Here is a 17,035-nt window from a genome sequence, read left to right as displayed (position 1 = left end):
GCCATGATGTGTGCCGTGGATGCCGCCGCGTCGATCGACGCCTATCTCGACCACTTGACGGTGGAGCGTGGGGCGGCGCGCAATACCCTGGCCGCGTATCGGCGGGATCTGGGGCGGTATCGGGAGTTCTTGGCGGCGCGGGGGATCGGGGCGTTGGGGGAGGTGTCCGAGACCGATATCGGGGATTTCATGGTGGTGTTGCGGGCGGGGGACGCCGAACATCCCGCGCTGGCGGCCAGTTCGGCGGCGCGGGCGCTGGTGGCGGTGCGGGGCCTGCACAGGTTCGCGGCGGCGGAGGGGATCACGGGGACCGATGTCGCGCATCCGGTGAAGCCGCCGACGCCTGCGCGCAGGCTTCCGAAAGCGCTGCCCTACGACCAGATTTCGCGGCTGCTGGAGGCGGCCGGGGGTGCGGCCGCCGACGGACCTCGGGGGCTGCGGGATCGGGCGCTGCTCGAATTGCTGTACTCCACCGGGGCGCGTATCTCGGAGATCATCGGCCTCGACGTGGACGATATCGACACCGAGGAACGTGCCGTGGTGCTGCGCGGCAAGGGCGGCAAACAGCGCATGGTTCCCATCGGCCGCCCCGCCCTCGCCGCGGTCGACGCCTACCTCGTTCGCGGCCGCCCCGGGCTGGCCCTGCGCGGCAAGGGCACCCCGGCGCTGTTCCTCAACCACCGCGGCGGCCGACTATCCCGCCAAACCGCCTGGCAGGTCCTGCAATCCGCCGCCGAGCGCGCGGGCATCGCCGCCCAGGTCTCCCCACACACCCTGCGCCACTCCTTCGCCACCCATCTCCTCGACGGCGGCGCGGACGTCCGCGTCGTCCAAGAGCTGCTCGGCCACGCCTCGGTGACCACCACCCAGATCTACACCCTGGTCACCGTCGGCACCCTGCACGAGGTGTGGGCCACCGCCCATCCGCGTGCGAGGTAGTCGGATTCGAGGCGGAACCTCGCGGCGGCGACCGCGCCCTCCAGACGCGCGGGCCGAGGAACCGACGACCTCCACCGATTGGACGGGCGCGACGGTGAAGTGGCGTGCGCCAGAGGAACACCGGGCACGGCGGCCGCGGCTCGGGATTCAGGACATCGGCAGGGCAGGCTGAGGATGTCGGGCTCAGCGCTCCAGCGCGTCGAGCAGGGCGGCGCGCTGGCGCGGGCCGAGGCCGCCCATGCGGCGGTTGTCGGGAATCTCCGCGGCCATCATCATCTTGTCGACCTTCACGGGGCCGACGCCGGGGAGGGCCTTGATCACGGCGAGCACCTTCATCTTCTTGATCAGGTCCTCGTCGGTGGCGCGTTCGAGCAGTTCGGCCAGGCCGACCTCACCGGCCTTGATCTGCCGCAACAGCTCCGAGCGCGCCTGGCGCGCGTCGGCGGCGCGGGCCAGGGCCTCGGCGCGTTCTTCGGGTGTCATCGGGGGCAGTGCCATGGGCGTGTGGTTCTCCTGGTTGAGCCGATCCCTCCGGCACGAGTAAACATGAGTGTGCGCCACCTTGTCGGGTCGCTGTCGAACGGCCGCCTCCGCCAACGTTTTTCGATATCGGAGGCATTCGTGCGGCCCGCCGCGGAAATCGCGTCTCACCAGCGGTGAAACGGTGAGAGGATGCCGGGCGACCGGTAGCCTCCCGTTGGGAGGCGCCTCTACCCACTCTGAAGTGCAGCTTTAGGGTGCGTGTCCGAGCTGGGTCTGGTGCGGACAGGCGGTAGCGTCTAACAGGGACCTCGCCGCATGGCGCGGCGAGGCTAGGGCAGGAACGTCGAAGGAGCAGCGGACGTGACGACTACCGGTGGTGCGGGCCAGCGGATCGAAACCGCCGCGCAGACATTGTGGGAGGCGCCGGACGTGCAGCCGGACAACGCGGAGCTAGGACCAACAGGTCGACCTCTACGCGAAGTTCCGGAGCCGCCGCCCGTCAACCACCACGGTGACGCGCTGATCGTCGCCATGTGCAACCAGAAGGGCGGGGTCGGAAAGACCACGTCCACCATCAATCTGGGCGCTGCACTGGCCGAATACGGACGAAAGGTCCTGCTGGTCGATCTCGATCCGCAGGGCGCGCTGTCGGCGGGACTCGGTGTGGCACACCATGATCTGGACCAGACCGTGCACAACCTGCTGATCAGCAACGGCCGGGTCGGCGTGGACGACGTGCTGATGCAGACCAAGGTCGACGGTATGGACCTGCTGCCCAGCAATATCGACCTGTCCGCCGCGGAGATCCAGCTCGTCAACGAGGTCGGCCGCGAGCAGACCCTGGGCCGCGCGCTCGCGCCGCTGCGCAATCGCTACGACTACATCCTCATCGACTGCCAGCCCTCGCTGGGCCTGCTCACCGTGAACGCCCTGGCCTGCTCGGACGGCGTCATCATTCCCATGGAGTGCGAGTACTTCTCGCTGCGCGGACTGGCGCTGCTCAACGACACCGTGGAGAAGGTGCGGGACCGGTTGAATCCGGCGCTGAGCCTGTACGGCATCGTTGTCACCATGTTCGATGCCCGCCTACTGCATTCACGCCAGGTCATGACGCGCGTGGTCGAGGTGTTCGGCGACCTCGTGTACGACACCGTCATCTCGCGCACCGTTCGTTTCCCGGACGCCAGCGTCGCCGGTGAACCCATCACCACCTGGGCGCCCAAATCCGGTGGCGCGGAGGCGTATCGGGCCATGGCACGGGAAGTCATCCACCGGTCGGGCCGTTGAACGATTCTTCCGACTCAGCGCCCGGGCTCGCTACGCCGGGTGCGGATACCGCTGTGCCCGAGGAGACCGGCGCGGGCTCGGTGGTCGAGGACATCGCGAGAGGCGATGCCGAGAGCACGGATTCGGTGGTGGACGATATCGCCGCGGACTCCGGAACCACCGTCCTCACCGATATCGCCGCCTCCGCGGTGCCGTCGGATACCCCTGCCCCCACCGAGGATTCGGACAAGTCGGGCAAATTCCATCTGCGGCTGAGCAATTTCGAGGGCCCCTTCGATCTGCTGCTCCAGCTCATCAGCTCGCGCCGCCTCGACGTCACCGAGGTCGCGCTGCACAAGGTGACCGACGAATTCATCGCCTACACCAAGGCGTTGACCGCGCAGGCCGACAAGAGCGGACTGCGCGCCGACAAGGTGCTGGACCAGACCACCGAGTTCCTGGTGGTGGCCGCGACCCTGCTCGACCTCAAGGCCGCGCGCCTGCTGCCCTCCGGCGAGGTCTCCGACGAGGACGATCTGGAACTCCTGGAAGCCCGCGACCTGCTCTTCGCGCGCCTGCTGCAGTACCGCGCGTTCAAGCAGGTCGCCGAACTCCTCGCCGAACTGGAAGCCGCCGCGCTGCAACGCTATCCGCGCGCGGTCTCGCTCGAGGACCGGTTCCTGGAGCTGCTGCCTGATGTCACCCTGGGCGTCGACGCGCACGGATTCGCCGAGGTCGCGGCGGCCGCCTTCCGCCCGCGTCCCACCCCGAAGGTCGGCATCGACCACATTCACCAGCACGCCATCTCGGTGGCCGAACAGGCCGCGCTGGTCCTGGAGATGTTGAAGGCCAAGGGCCCCGGCAACTGGACCACCTTCCACGAACTCATCGTGGGCTGTGAACTGCCGGTGCAGATCGTGGCGCGCTTCCTGGCCCTGCTCGAGCTCTACCGAGGCCGCAATATCGAATTCGAACAACCCGATCCACTCGGCCCGCTGGCCGTCAGCTGGACCGGCGATCTCAGCGCGGCACGGGAGACCGGCGGTGCGATCTACGACACCATCAGCGACGAGGAGTACGGGTGACCGAGGTGATCGACCCCACTGGCGAGGAGACCCCGATCGACACGGCGGCACCGGGCGAAGAGTCCGGCGACGCGGTCGCACCAGCCGAGGATTCCGCGACCTCGGCCGACGAGTCGAGCACCGCGGCCGACGAACCGACGGCGTCGCACGAGGAGCCCGCCGATGATTCGGCCACCCCCGCGACGGACCCGTCCGACGGCCCCGACCAGCGGATGCTCTTCGACGACGACCCCGCCGACCACCTCGACGAGGACGAATTCCGCGCCGCCCTCGAGGCCATGCTGTTGGTCGTCGACGCCCCCGCCCCCGCCGATCTGCTGGCGTCCGCGCTGGAGGACACCCCCGCTCGCGTCGAGCGCACCCTGCGCGAGATGTCGGCCGAACTCACCGCCCGCCGCAGTGGCATGGATCTCAGATACGTCGGCGACGGCTGGCGTTACTACACACGCGCGGAGTTCGCCCCGTACGTGGAACGTATGCTGTTGGATGGCGCAAGATCGAAGCTGACCCGCGCCGCCTTGGAAACACTGGCCGTGATCGCCTATCGTCAACCGGTTACGCGAGCACGGGTGAGTGCGGTCCGAGGCGTGAATGTGGACGGCGTGATCCGGACCCTGCTGGCGCGAGGTCTGATCTCGGAATCCGGGGCCGACCCGGAGACCAACGGCACCTTGTATGTCACCACCGAACTGTTCCTGGAACGGATCGGCCTCGCGTCGCTGACCGATCTCCCGCCGTTGGCGCCCCTGCTTCCGGGGGTGGATCTGATCGACGAGATCAACGAGAGCCTGGAGACCGACCCCCGGTACACCAGGCTGAGGAAACCGGCCGAGTCGGATATCGACCTCGGCACCGATGAATGAACTGAAATTAGGACAACGTGAATACACCCGCTCGCCGAGATGGCACACCGGATCGTAGGAAACGTGGTTTCGAACCGCCTCGCGGCGGCTCGGCCCGCGGCCGCGCTGGACAGGGCTCGAACCCATCGCGCGGCGCGACGCCGACGCGGGGCGCTGCGGCTCGCGGCGACCGCTCGTGGGACTCGCGAGATGCGCGCGGCACGGCCGGACGCGGAAACCCTTCGCGCGGACAGGATTCGCGCGGCTTCGACGCACGTGGCGGCGATCGCTCCCGTGGCTTCGACACCCGGGGCGCAGCCCGCGGCGCGGATGCCCGCGGCTCCCGTGGTTTCGATGCACGCGGCACCGACCCGCGTGGCGGCGACCGCTCGCGCGGCTTCGACCAGCGCGGCGGCTCGCGGGGCGCGGATCCCCGTGGCGGTTCGCGGGGCTTCGACGCCCGCGGTGATCGCTCGCGCGGCTTCGACAATCGTGGCGGTTCGCGTGGCGCGGATACCCGCGGTGGTTTCGACCGTGGCGGTGACCGTTCCCGCCAGGGCGACCATCACATCGGCGGCGCGCGCGGCCGGATCGGCGGCGGCCGCCCCTTCGCCCCGACGACCTCGCCCGCCGCGAAGACCAACGCCCCCACCGGAAAGTCCAAGAAGCCGAAGCCGCAGCGTGTCATCACCTCCGGCCCGGTGCTCAACAATGCCAAGCCCGCCCGTCGCCAGTACGTCGAATCCGAATCGCAGGGTCCGAAGAAGCTGCCGTGGGGCGAGGGTGAGCGTTTGCAGAAGGTGCTCGCCAAGGCCGGTGTCGCCTCGCGGCGCGCGGCCGAGGATCTGATCGCGGCGGGCCGCGTGGAGGTCGACGGCAGCGTCGTGACCGAGCAGGGGCTGCGCATCGACCCGGAGAACGCCGTGGTGCGCGTCGACGGTATGCGCGTGGTCGTCCGCAACGAACAGGTCTACCTGGCGCTGAACAAGCCCAAGGGCTGGCAGTCCACCATGTCCGACGAGATGAACCGCCCGTGTGTCGGCGATATCGTCGCCGAGCGAGTCATGGCCGGGCAGCGCCTGTTCCACGTCGGCCGTCTCGACGCCGATACCGAGGGCCTGCTGTTGCTGACCAATGACGGCGATCTCGCGCACCGTTTGATGCACCCCTCCTTCGAGGTATCCAAGACATATCTGGCGACGGTGAACGGTGAGGTGCACAACCGCGATATCGGCAAGCAGCTGCGCAACGGCGTGGAACTCGACGACGGCCCCGCGAAGGTCGACCGGTTCCAGGTGCTGGAGGTCGGCGAGGGCAAGTCGCTGGTGAAGATCGTGCTGCACGAGGGTCGCAAGCACATCGTCCGCCGCCTGCTCGCCGCCGTCGGTCATCCGGTGACGGCGCTGGTGCGCACGCATATCGGTCCCGTCGCCCTGGGTGATCAGCGCCCCGGCACGCTGCGGGTGCTGGGTCGGGACGAAATCGGGAAGCTCTACGAGGCGGTGTCGTTGTGAACAGTGTGGGGAGTGCGATCGTGACCGAGGATGTGTCGACCGGCGGCGCGCCGCTCGTCGTGGCCATGGACGGCCCGTCCGGCACCGGCAAGTCCAGCGTGTCGCGCCGACTGGCCACCCGCCTCGGTGCCCGCTACCTCGACACCGGCGCCATGTACCGGGTCGCGACCCTGCGCGTGCTGCGCAGCGGCGTGGACCTCGCCGACGCCGAGGCCATCGTGGCTGCGGTGAAGGAGCTGCCACTGTCCATCGGCACCGATCCCAGCCGCGAGGTCATCGAGCTCGACGGTGAGGACGTGTCGTCGGAGATTCGCGGCAACGAGGTCACCAAGGCGGTCTCGGCCGTCTCCGCGGTGCCCGAGGTGCGCGAACAGCTCGTGTCGCTGCAGCGCGATATCGCGGCGACCTCGGGCCGAATCGTGGTGGAGGGCCGCGATATCGGCACCGTCGTGCTCACCGACGCCGATGTGAAGATCTATCTGACCGCCTCCGCCGAGGCCCGGGCGTCGCGGCGCAATGCGCAGAACATCGCCGAGGGGCGCGGTGACGATTTCGAGGCGGTGCTCGCCGATGTGCAGCGCCGCGACAACCTCGACTCCACCCGCAAGGTGTCCCCGCTGCGCCCGGCCGAGGACGCGGTGCTGGTCGACACCAGCGACCTCACCATGGACGAGGTTATCGACGAGCTGTATCGCGTTGTGCGGCAGCAGATTTCGGCAGGAGGTGCGCAGTGACCCAGGACACTTTCGCCGGAGACGGCATCTGGACCGACGAAACCGATTGGGAGCTGGCCGAACTCGCCGGAGAACACGACGAGGCCGAACACATCCCGATGCCCACGGTGGCCATTGTCGGCCGCCCCAACGTCGGCAAATCCACGCTGGTGAACCGCATTCTGGGCCGTCGCGAAGCGGTGGTCGAGGATATTCCGGGCGTCACCCGCGACCGCATCAGCTACGAAGCCAACTGGGCCGGACGCAAATTCCTGGTTCAGGACACCGGCGGTTGGGAGCCCGACGCCAAGGGCTTGCAGCAGTCGGTGGCCCGGCAGGCCGAGATCGCCATGCAGACCGCCGACGCGATTCTGGTGGTGGTGGACGCCACGGTCGGCGCGACCGCCACCGACGAGGCGGTGGCGAAGGTGCTGCGCCGCTCCAAGACCCCGGTCATCCTGGTCGCCAACAAGGTCGACGACCAGAAGATCGAGGCCGACGCGGCGGCGCTGTGGTCCATGGGCCTGGGTGAGCCGCGCATGGTCTCGGCCACGCACGGCCGCGGCACCGGCGACCTGCTCGACGACCTGCTCGCGGTGCTGCCGGAGACCCCGCGCGAGGGCACCGGCGGTCTCGGCGGTCCGCGGCGCGTGGCCCTGATCGGCAAACCGAACGTCGGCAAATCCTCACTGCTGAACAAGCTCTCGGGCTACGAGCGCTCGGTGGTCCACGATGTCGCGGGCACCACCGTCGACCCGGTCGACTCCCTGGTCGAATTGGGCGGCAAGCCTTGGCGTTTCGTGGATACCGCCGGTCTGCGCCGCAAGGTCGGCAATGCCAGCGGCCACGAGTACTACGCCTCGCTGCGCACCCGCTCGGCGCTGGAGGCCGCCGAGGTGGCCGTCATGCTCATCGATGCCTCGCAGCCGGTCACCGAACAGGATCTGCGCGTCATCAGTATGGTCGCCGACGCGGGCCGTGCCCTCGTGATCGCCTACAACAAGTGGGATCTGGTCGACGAGGACCGCCGCCACATGCTCGAACGCGAGATCGAGCGGGAGATGGTGCAGGTCCAGTGGGCGCTGCGGGTGAACATCTCCGCCCACACCGGCCGCGCCGTCCAAAAGCTGGTTCCGGCAATGGAAACCGCGCTGGACTCGTGGGACAAGCGCATCTCCACCGGCCGCCTGAACAATTGGCTCAAGGAGGTCGTCGCGGCGACCCCGCCGCCCATGCGCGGCGGCCGTCTCCCGCGCGTCCTGTTCGCCACCCAGGCGTCCACCCGACCCCCGACGTTCGTCCTCTTCACCACCGGCTTCCTGGAGGCGGGCTACCGCCGCTTCCTGGAACGCCGCCTGCGCGAGGAGTTCAACTTCGACGGCTCTCCCGTCCGAGTGAACGTCCGAGTCCGCGAAAAGCGGGACCGCAAGAAGTAATTCACCCGCGAGGGGGCACCGGTGGCGGTATCGGCCGAGAGGCCGCCGCCATAGGTGCCCCCTCGTGCCGTGTTCAGGCGCGGGTTCCGGCGGCGAGGAAGAAGGGGACGGCTACCAGGAGGCGGTCCTGGTGGGCGCGGGTGGACAGGGCGTCGAGCCAGGGACCCTCGCCGCCGATATTGGCCAGCAGGGGCAGGGCGGTGGCGTCGGTCCAGACGATGGTGTGGACTTCGAGGGTGACGTCGGTGAAACCGTTGTCCAGCAGCAGGTTTCGGTAGCGGCGGGCGATGCGGGGATGGGGCATGCGGTCGGCGCGGGCGTGGACCAGGGCGCGGGTGCGGTCGGGGTCGTCGGAGTCGATGACAATGGCGTCCCAGTCCTGGCCGACGAGTACCGCGCGGCCGTCGACCGCCAGTACCCGGCGGGCTTCGGCGACCGCCCGTTCGGGCTCGTCGAGGGCGTGCAGGACTTTGTCGGCGCGGTAGCCGGTGACCGAGCCGTCGTCGAGGGGGAGGGCGGTGGCGTCGGCGAGGTGGAATTCGCCCGCGGACCACCGTTCGCGGGCGCTGTCGATCATGGCGGGGTCGAGATCCACGCCGATGGCGCGCACGCCGCGGGCGGCCAGCTCGCCGACGGCGCGGCCGCCGCCGCAGCCCACGTCGACGACGGTGTCGCCGAGCCCGTCGTAGGTGCGTTCGCGCAGGTCCCGGACCTGTGGCAGGTCGTCGATGGCATCGAGCAGAGTAAGCAGTGTGGACATGTCCGCCAGTGTGCGACTTAATGTTGGGATGAAGTCAATCGGTGAGGTGGCGGCTCGGTTCGGGTTGCCGACGCATGTGCTGCGGCATTGGGAAGCGGAAGGGCTGCTCACCCCGGCCCGCGCGGGTGACCGTCGCCGCTACACCGAGGCGGATCTCCAGCGGGTGGCGGCGATTCTGCTCTCCAAGGAGGCGGGCTTCGGCCTCGCGGATATCAGGACCATGCTGGCCGCCGGGTCGGCCACTGCCCGCCGGGAGGTGATCGGCCGTCACCGCGAGCGCCTGCTCGCCCAGATCGCCTCGGCCCAAGCGGCGCTGCACCTGCTCGAGGGCGACTGCACGCACGACGACATCATGGCGTGCCCGCACTTCCAGGGATTGCTCGCCGAGCGGATTCCGCCGCGGCCCTGAACCGCGAATTCCTCAGAGCACCTTGGCGATGGCGGGCACCAGGTCCGCGATCAGCGTGTGCGCCGAATCCTCGGACCAGTCGCGGAAGGCCCCGACCGCCGGTTGCGCGTCGAGGACCACCAGCTTGGCGTCGCTGGCGAGCCGCGAGGTGAATATCGATGGCAGCCCGCGCAATCCGCCGTTCCCGGCCTGTTTGTCGGAGCGGACGATGACGATGACGTCGAGGCCGGAGGGCAGGGCGAAGGAGTCCGACAGCGGGCGCGGAGACTGTTCGCCCGCGCTCGAGCGGTATTCGGTGCTGTAGCGGAAACCGATGTCCTGCAAGAACTTCACCTGATCGGTCGGATCGAGATACACCGCGAGCGCGGAGTCGCGGAAGTCGAACGCCGCCACGGTCTTACCGCTGAATTCGGGGTGCTCGGCGCGGACCCGCGCGATCTCCTCGGCCGGAGCGCGGTCGCGACCGAACACGTCCGGGCCGACCAGGAACGCGGCGACAGCGGCGAGAACGAGTAGCACGGCGGCGGCACCGAACACGACCCCGCGCCGACGCGAGCGCGGCCTGTCCGGTCGCGAATCGTCGCCCGGGACACGGCGATTGCGCACCGGTCGCGCCGCGACCTGTTCCGGCTCCCCGCCGCGTAGCGCGGTCTCGGCATCGAGCACGAACTCCCGGCAGTTGTCGTAGCGGTCGTCGGGATCCTTGGCCATGGCCTTCGCGATCACCCGGTCCAGGGCGGGCGGCAGGTCGGGCCGCCGGGCACTGACCGCGGGTGGGGCCTTGTACAGGTGGCTCATGGTCATCAAGGCCGGTGTGGTCTCCGGGAAGGGCAGGTCACCGGTGAGCAGTTTCACGAACGAGCAACCGAGACTGTAGATGTCGACGCGGTGGTCCAGCCGCTCGCCGAGCAGCTGTTCCGGCGCCGCGTACGCCATGGTGGCGAGGAAATTACCGGTGGCGGTGAGTTCCTGTGCGTCACTGGTGGATTTGGCGACACCGAAGTCGGTGAGCAGCACCCGCTCGACGTCTCCGTCGTGGGAGAGCAGGAAGTTGGCGGGTTTGACGTCGCGGTGCAGCAGGCCGTGCCGGTGCGCGTAGTCCAGGCCCTTGCCGATCTCACCGATGATGTGCAGCGCCCGTGGCGGTGTCATGACCGACGGTCCCCGGGCCGCCTCCTCGGCCGCATCGGTGCCGGGCACGTACTGCATGCTGATCCACAGCTGACCGTCGGTCTCGCCGCGGCTGTACACCTTCACGATATTCGGATGGTCCAGGGCCGCGGACAGATTCGCCTCGCGCTCGAACCGCGCCCGGTACTCGGGATTGCTGGACAGGTCCGTTCGCAGCACCTTCAGCGCGTCGCGGCGCGGCAGGACCGGGTTGCGCACCAGGTACACCGAGCCCATACCGCCGCTGCCGAGGGTCTCGACCACCCGGTAGCCGCCCACGATTGTGCCGGGCCGCAACGGCATTCGGTTCTCCTAGGGTGTGTCACTGCCCGTGGGCGAGCAAGAGGTACTGTGCCGAGACTCGTTGATGCAGGTCCTGCTGCTGCGTGGCATAGACCTCCGCCACGTAGCGGTCGTAGACCAGATAGCAGACATGGGGGTTCGCGTAGGACTCCGGATCGGTGATGCGCAGGCATTGGGCCGTCGGCAATCCGAGCGGGCTGTCGGCGGCGGTGTATTTGGCGGAGAGCTCCGCGAGGAAGTTCGCCGCCAGCCCGCGTGCCTCGTCGGCTCCGGCGGTCCGGTAGAGGGTGGCGTACTCGGTGGCGACGAGATCGACACCGGCCTCGGTGAACGCGCGCCGCGAACGCCCGGGATCGGTTTGGGTGTGCAATGCCGCACGCGCGGAATAGATTCCGGACTTGACCCGCAGGCGCTGGTTGTCGTCGGGTAGCGCGCGACCGCGCAGGCCGTCGATATCGGCCGGGACCTCGCCGAGCCGGTCGACCGGGGTGGGTTGGTAGCTCCGCAGCAGTTCGATTTGCTTGTCGATCAGGCGTTCGGCCAGATCGAGCAGTGGGGCCGGACCGTCGGGTGCGGCGATCTGATGGGAGAGCCGCAGCCAGATGACGTAGTCGTCGTAGGCCAGCCACACCTTGACCGCGTCGAGGAAGCCCAGCACCGCCCGCGCATCGCCGTATCCGGGCACCGTCAGCGGTCCCTGATTCGGGTACTCGGGATCGACCGTATCGGCCATGAAGTTCATGGCCCGCACCGCGTGCTCGCGGCTGTCGAACCGCGCGATACTGTGCGAGACCGACAGGTCGAGCCCGAGCGCCGCGTCGGAGCCCCGCTGCGCGAAGGTCTGCCAGCCCGCCACCAATCCGGGTGCGCCGCTGGCGAACCCCTTGACATTGGGCAGGCTGGACGGGGTCAGCGCGCTCGCGCTCTGGCGGGCGGTCAGGCGGCTGTCGATCTCCATCGGCAGCGGTACGTGCTCGGCCAGCCGGATGGACTCCTGGACCGCCCCGGACTCCGCGTCGGCGAGGGCGGCCATATCCCTCGGTACCGTCGGATAATTGCCCCAGTTCAGCGCCTTCTCGTCGACCGATGCGGCGGCCGGTTCCCGGTCGGAGCCGCATCCGGCCGCGAGCAGCGTGATCGCCAGCGCCGTGACGGCGACTCGTGACATGCGAAATCCCCAGTGCTTCACCACAGCTCGCTCACCCCGCCTGCGTCAGGATCGAGTACTGCGCCGCCACCTGCTGATAGAACGTCTGCGGCATCCGTGCGGCCCCGAGGGTCTGCGCGCCGACCACCGCGACATAGCGGTCGTACACGACGGCACAGCGGAAGTCCTGGTCGCGCAGCGGCTCATCGTCATAGAGCCGCATGCACCGGGCGTTGGGGATCCCCGGTGGATTCGCTATCAGTTCGTCATTGCGGCCGAGCACCGTCAGGGCCTCTTGCAGTCGTACCGCCGCGCCGTGATCGCGGGCCCGGTAGACGGTGCCGACGTGATGGGCGACGAGGTCGACGCCGGTGTCGGCGAACACCTTTCGCATCAGCCCGGCGTCCTGTTCGAAATGCAGCCGCGCCGCCGCGTCGTAGAGTCCGTAGAGTTCGGTGCTGAGGGTGTCGGACAGTTCGCTGTCCGCCGTCTTCGGCAGCGCCAAGCGCATCATCGCGTCCCGATCGCGCGGCAGGTCGAGGATCTCGGTCAACGGTGTCGGGACGAGATCCCGCATCGCCGACAGCTGCGCCCGCATCAGCGATGTCAATCGATCGGACACGGCGGTGGCATCCGGTTGCGCGATGGTGGCCCGCCCCACCACGACATAGCCGCCCGACACGGTGAACGCCTGTCCTTGGGTATCGGCGATCGTGAAGGCGCGCGCATCCGGAATGTCGAGTCGGATCGGCGCGCGCCCGGGTTGTTCACCGGCCGAGGAGAATTCGTCCATCGCCGACCGTGCGGCCTGCTCGCTGGGGAACCGCAAGACCGCGAGGGTCATGGACTTCGCCGCGCGCAGGCTCCCATTGGTGCGGCCGGTGAGCACACCCCCGATCATGCGATGGCGTTGCGCGATGGGCAGCCAGGCCGCGGGTAGCGCACCCGTCGCCGAGAAGGTTTGCGAATTCGGTTCGAGCACGGCCACCTTGGCGAGTACGGGCAGCTCCGGATCGACGTCGAAGGGGTTGGCCAGATAGTTCAGCATCCGTCGCGACTCGATGTTGTACACCTCGTCGACGCTGTCGAACGCCGGTCGAAAGTCACTGGGGGACTTGGGGAACGGGCCGACTTCCAGAGTCGCCGGATCGGAGGAGGGCTCCGGGGCGGCGTCGGGTTCCGGCGTCGCGGCGGAGGTCAACAGCACATATTGCGCGGCCGCCTGTTGGTAGAGGCTCGCCCGATTGTTGGCGCCGACCGCCACATTGAACCGGTCGACCTGGAAATTGCACTGCGCGGTCACCACCGCGCCATCGGTCATCGTCTTCTCGAAACAGACGGTGTGCTCGCCGAGCCCGGGCGGGGCATCGATGATGCGCTGGTTCGGTGGCAGATCCCCCTCCGTCTGCTCCCACATGTTCCACAGCGCGAGTGCGCCTTTGGCGGTCCGGCTGCGGAACACTCGCGTCTCGCCGTAGGCGATCTGATCGACCTCGCCCACGGTCAGGAAGTCGAGGCTGGTGGCGTCGAGCCCCACCAATGCCCCGCGCCCCGTGTACACACCGTCGGGATTCCGCTGACCCGTCGTCGTGGGGTCCGACGGCAGCGTCCGTCCGAGCAGGCCCTCCGGATCGAGCGCGATGGTGGCGAACTCCGCGTCGGGCGTCGGCCGGTACTGATCCAACAGCGGCAGTTGGACTTCCAGCGCGCGCTCGGCCCGCGCGGTCAGCACCGCCAGATCCGGGGCCGTCGTATCGTCGACGATCCGGAGGAAGACGACGAACCGCTCGTGCACCGCCCATACCCCGATGGAGTTCACTTGTGGCCGCCAATGCGCCCGCGCCTCAGGGTATTTCGCCAGTGTGACCGGCTGATTGTCGATGTTGTAGGTGAAGTCGTCGTGTTCGAGCGTCGGCCCTACCCGCGCCGCCGTCGCGGCATCGGGAAATTGCAGGACGGCCAGATTCAGGGTGAGGTACTTGTCCTGGGTTTCGCTGGCCGAGCACCAGGTATTGACCCACCCGGCACGCAGATCGGCGGCCACGTCGTCGAAGGTGTCATTGATGACCAGATCGCCGAGGCCCTTGCGGTTCACCACGATATGGGGTCGCAGCCCGCCCGTGCATTCCTGGGCATACACCGGATCGATCTCGAACGGCACCGCGACGAAATCACCCAAACGCTGGGACTCCCGAATGCGCGCCTGCTTGTCATAGGTCGCATGGCCGATCAGCCGCGGCGTGGTCTGATAGTTCCCGACGTCGAGGCCGTGAACAGAGGTACCCTGGCGCACCGGATTGCCCGAAATCGTTGCGCCACAACCTGTTACGAATACCGCCACTAGGCATACCGCGACAACGCGCATGACGGTCCCCACGTGCACTCTTCCTCACCCCCACAGACGAGAGGCACATTACCGCAGCCGACCGCACGAACCCACCCGACCGGTCGGGCCGCGACGTGCCGACCACCACGCGCCTCCGGCTCCGCACACACCCGAAATCGGTCTGATTGGTCCGTTTTCGGTGCTGCGGATGCGGGCCTACCGACACCGCGACCGGAGTACCGTTTCGAACAGTCCTGAAGTGCGAGGGGGCCGAATGCTGCGCGTTGGTGAGGAATTCGCCGGGTACGTGATCGAGCGGCAGATCGGGCGCGGCGGGATGGGGGAGATGTACCTGGCCCGCCACCCCCGCCTGCCGCGATCCATCGCGGTGAAGGTGCTGCGACGGGATTTCGCGGAGGACGGCGAGATTCGGGCCCGGTTCGAGCGGGAAGCGGATCTGGTGGCCCGCCTGGACCACCCGAATGTGGTGTCGGTGTACGACCGGGGCGTGGACGGCGGGCGGCTATGGATCGCCATGCAGTACGTCGACGGCGTCGATGTGTCGACGCTCGATCCGGCGCGGCTGGCGCCGCAACGCGCGGTGTTCATTGTCGGCGAGACCGCGAAGGCACTCGACTACGCGCACGAGGTGGGTGTACTGCACCGGGATGTGAAGCCCGCGAACATCATGCTGGCGCGGCCGAGCCCGGGACACGGCGAACGAGTGCTGTTGACGGACTTCGGGATCGGACGGCTGCGCGACGACACCAAGAACCTGACCCGCACCGGCACCCTCACCGCCACCATGGCGTACGCCTCGCCGGAGCAGCTCTCCGGGCAGGGACTGGACCATCGTTCCGATCAATACTCGTTGGCCTGCACGCTGTTCTGGCTGCTCACCGGGACAACGCCCTTCGAATCCGACGATGTGGTAGCTGTCATCGCCGGGCACCTGCACCAGCCGCCGCCCTCGGTCAGCGCCCGTCGCCCGATACTGCCGTCGGCGCTGGACGCCGTCCTGGCTCGGGCCCTGGCCAAACGCCCGGACGACCGCTTCCGTACCTGCGCCGATTTCGCCGCCGCCGCGCTGCGGGCGGTCCAGGACGCCACCGTCACCGCTCCCTCGTCCATCGTCGCCCCCATACCCGTCACCCAGCCCGACATCGCCGCCACGGCAGGCCCGCCCTCGAGTCGAACAACGATCGTCGACGCCGTTCCGCCGCCGAGTACCGGTCCTGCCGCCGGAGCATCGGCCGTTGAGTCGCGAGAGGACTCCGGTTCCGGTGGTCGTCGTACCCGGTGGCTGGTCACCGCGGCGATCGGGCTGGTCGTGGTCCTCGCCGTCACCGTCGGAATAGTGTGGGCCACCAGGGATTCCGGATCCGAGGGCACCGACACCGCGAGCGGCGGCTCGGCCGTCGCGGTGGACACCCACGTCGCGCTGTTCCCGAATCTGCAACCACTCGGCCCGATCGACGAGCAGGGCGCGCAGGTCGCGCCGCCCGCCGCCGCGCTCGACCCGGCCGGGGACGGCGCCGCCACCTGCGCGCCGTTGACCATCGCCATGACCGGGCCGCTCAGCGGCGACAACGCGGCCCTGGGCGGGCCCGTGCTGGGCGGCGTCAGCATGGCCGTCCAGCAGTTCACCGCGAAGAACCCCGGATGTCCGGTCACCGTCCAGGAATTCGACAGCGCCGCCGATCCGCGCACCGCCACCGAGGTCGCCTCGCGCCTCGTGGCCGACGAGTCGGTGGTGGCGCTCATCGGCCCGGTGTTCTCCGGCGAGGTGCGTGCCGCGGGGCAGATATACAGCGATGCGGGTCTGCCGTTCCTGACGCCCGCCGCGGGCAGTCCGACCCTGGCCACACTCGGCTGGCGTGGCTTCTTCAGGGGTCTGCCCAATGACGACCTCCAAGGTCCGGCGGTGGGCCGACACCTCGCGGCGGGCTACGGGCGCGTCTGTGTGGTCGCGGACGGCAGCGATTACGGTGCCGCCTTGGCGCGCGGTGTCACCTCCGGTCTGGGGCGCGTGGCGGCCCCGGAGTGCGCGGAGACCCTCGCTCCCGGCGCGGACTTCGCCGCGACGGTGAGCCGCATCGCCGCCGCCGCACCGGACGCGGTCTTCTACGCCGGATACGCCACCGAGGCGGCGGCACTGCTGCAGCGGCTCCGCGACGCCGGTGTCAGCGCCACCTTCGTCACCGGTGACGGCGGCTATCTGGCGGATCTGGTCAGCGGAGCCGACAGCGCGGCGAACGGCGCGATCGTCTCCTGCCCGTGCGGGCCGCCGACCGATCGCTTCGTCGCCGACTACCAGACCGCCACCGGGGGAGTGCCGGACCGCTATTCGGTCGAGGCCTACGACTTGACCGCAATCGTCCTGCGCGGCATAGCGTCCGGGCGCACCACGCGCGCGGAGCTGACGAGCTACCTTCAGGAGTACCGAGGAGCCGGTGTGGCGCGCGAGTACCAATGGACGAACTCGGGCGAGTTGGTGGAGCCCCGGATCTGGCTGTATCAGGTCTCGTGACGAGGGCAGCTCGGCACGCGGCGGTGCGCTCGTATGGCTAGCTGGCATTCCTTTACTCGGATATGCGCATCTGAACATGTAAGGCGACGTGGCGGTGGCCGGGCACGATCAA

14 protein-coding genes are annotated in these 17,035 nt (G+C 68.9%); 9 read left to right on the top strand and 5 right to left on the bottom strand.

The window, feature by feature from the left end; translation table 11 throughout:
* Nucleotides 1–3 precede the first annotated feature (3 nt).
* On the top strand, nt 4–939 hold the full coding sequence (xerD, locus tag ACIBH2_RS32755; RefSeq protein ID WP_397124669.1) for a site-specific tyrosine recombinase XerD: 936 nt from the start codon (nt 4–6) through the stop codon (nt 937–939).
* 183 nt (nt 940–1,122) lie between these two features.
* On the opposite strand, the gene mihF is transcribed toward xerD, so the two are convergent.
* Entirely contained in the window at nt 1,123–1,437 is a 315-nt protein-coding gene (mihF, locus tag ACIBH2_RS32750; RefSeq protein WP_397124667.1) for an integration host factor, actinobacterial type, read from the bottom strand.
* 375 nt (nt 1,438–1,812) lie between these two features.
* On the opposite strand from mihF, the gene ACIBH2_RS32745 reads away from it, so the two are divergent.
* The 6 genes from ACIBH2_RS32745 (at nt 1,813) to der (ending at nt 8,278) form a co-directional block, all read left to right on the top strand.
* Nucleotides 1,813–2,709 carry a ParA family protein gene (locus ACIBH2_RS32745; RefSeq protein WP_397124711.1) on the top strand — a complete coding sequence of 299 codons (897 nt, stop codon included), beginning with the start codon at nt 1,813–1,815 and terminating at the stop codon, nt 2,707–2,709.
* Nucleotides 2,710–2,846: 137 nt separating this feature from the next.
* Nucleotides 2,847–3,773 carry a segregation and condensation protein A gene (locus tag ACIBH2_RS32740; protein ID WP_397124709.1) on the top strand — a complete coding sequence of 309 codons (927 nt, stop codon included), beginning with the start codon at nt 2,847–2,849 and terminating at the stop codon, nt 3,771–3,773.
* 212 nt (nt 3,774–3,985) lie between these two features.
* On the top strand, nt 3,986–4,636 hold the full coding sequence (gene scpB, locus ACIBH2_RS32735) for an SMC-Scp complex subunit ScpB (protein ID WP_397124707.1): 651 nt from the start codon (nt 3,986–3,988) through the stop codon (nt 4,634–4,636).
* A 17-nt stretch (nt 4,637–4,653) separates the two neighbouring features.
* Nucleotides 4,654–6,129, top strand: a complete 1,476-nt coding sequence (locus ACIBH2_RS32730; RefSeq protein ID WP_397124665.1) for a pseudouridine synthase — start codon at nt 4,654–4,656, stop codon at nt 6,127–6,129.
* Between the two features lie 65 nt (nt 6,130–6,194).
* Nucleotides 6,195–6,863, top strand: coding sequence for a (d)CMP kinase (gene cmk, locus ACIBH2_RS32725; protein WP_397124705.1), 669 nt, complete (start codon nt 6,195–6,197; stop codon nt 6,861–6,863).
* Nucleotides 6,860–8,278 (top strand): ribosome biogenesis GTPase Der, encoded by a 1,419-nt coding sequence (gene der, locus ACIBH2_RS32720; RefSeq protein WP_397124663.1) that lies wholly within the window; start codon nt 6,860–6,862, stop codon nt 8,276–8,278. The genes cmk and der overlap by 4 nt, the downstream gene beginning before the upstream one ends.
* A gap of 73 nt (nt 8,279–8,351) precedes the next feature.
* Here the strand turns inward: der and ACIBH2_RS32715 are convergent, their stop codons facing one another.
* Nucleotides 8,352–9,038: a methyltransferase domain-containing protein gene (locus ACIBH2_RS32715; RefSeq protein WP_397124661.1), complete on the bottom strand. Its 687-nt coding sequence runs from the start codon at nt 9,036–9,038 to the stop codon at nt 8,352–8,354.
* A 28-nt stretch (nt 9,039–9,066) separates the two neighbouring features.
* On the opposite strand from ACIBH2_RS32715, the gene ACIBH2_RS32710 reads away from it, so the two are divergent.
* Nucleotides 9,067–9,447, top strand: a complete 381-nt coding sequence (locus ACIBH2_RS32710; protein ID WP_397124659.1) for a MerR family transcriptional regulator — start codon at nt 9,067–9,069, stop codon at nt 9,445–9,447.
* Between the two features lie 12 nt (nt 9,448–9,459).
* On the opposite strand, the gene ACIBH2_RS32705 is transcribed toward ACIBH2_RS32710, so the two are convergent.
* Genes ACIBH2_RS32705 through ACIBH2_RS32695 form a run of 3 tightly spaced genes read right to left on the bottom strand, consistent with a single transcriptional unit; the run spans nt 9,460 to nt 14,444 of the window.
* Nucleotides 9,460–10,920: a serine/threonine-protein kinase gene (locus ACIBH2_RS32705; protein ID WP_397124657.1), complete on the bottom strand. Its 1,461-nt coding sequence runs from the start codon at nt 10,918–10,920 to the stop codon at nt 9,460–9,462.
* Between the two features lie 19 nt (nt 10,921–10,939).
* Nucleotides 10,940–12,088: a hypothetical protein gene (locus tag ACIBH2_RS32700; RefSeq protein WP_397124655.1), complete on the bottom strand. Its 1,149-nt coding sequence runs from the start codon at nt 12,086–12,088 to the stop codon at nt 10,940–10,942.
* A gap of 31 nt (nt 12,089–12,119) precedes the next feature.
* Complete coding sequence (locus tag ACIBH2_RS32695) at nt 12,120–14,444, bottom strand: hypothetical protein (protein ID WP_397124653.1); 2,325 nt, start codon at nt 14,442–14,444, stop codon at nt 12,120–12,122.
* Nucleotides 14,445–14,667: 223 nt separating this feature from the next.
* Here ACIBH2_RS32695 and ACIBH2_RS32690 point away from each other — a divergent pair, with 223 nt between their 5' ends.
* The gene (locus ACIBH2_RS32690) at nt 14,668–16,923 is read left to right on the top strand and encodes a bifunctional serine/threonine-protein kinase/ABC transporter substrate-binding protein (RefSeq protein ID WP_397124652.1); all 2,256 of its coding nucleotides are present in this window, start codon (nt 14,668–14,670) and stop codon (nt 16,921–16,923) included.
* Nucleotides 16,924–17,035 lie beyond the last annotated feature (112 nt).

Origin of the sequence: Nocardia sp. NPDC050406, assembly GCF_044459025.1 — a bacterium.
Lineage (GTDB): Bacteria > Actinomycetota > Actinomycetes > Mycobacteriales > Mycobacteriaceae > Nocardia.
This window is presented reverse-complemented; position numbering and strand designations above follow the sequence as displayed.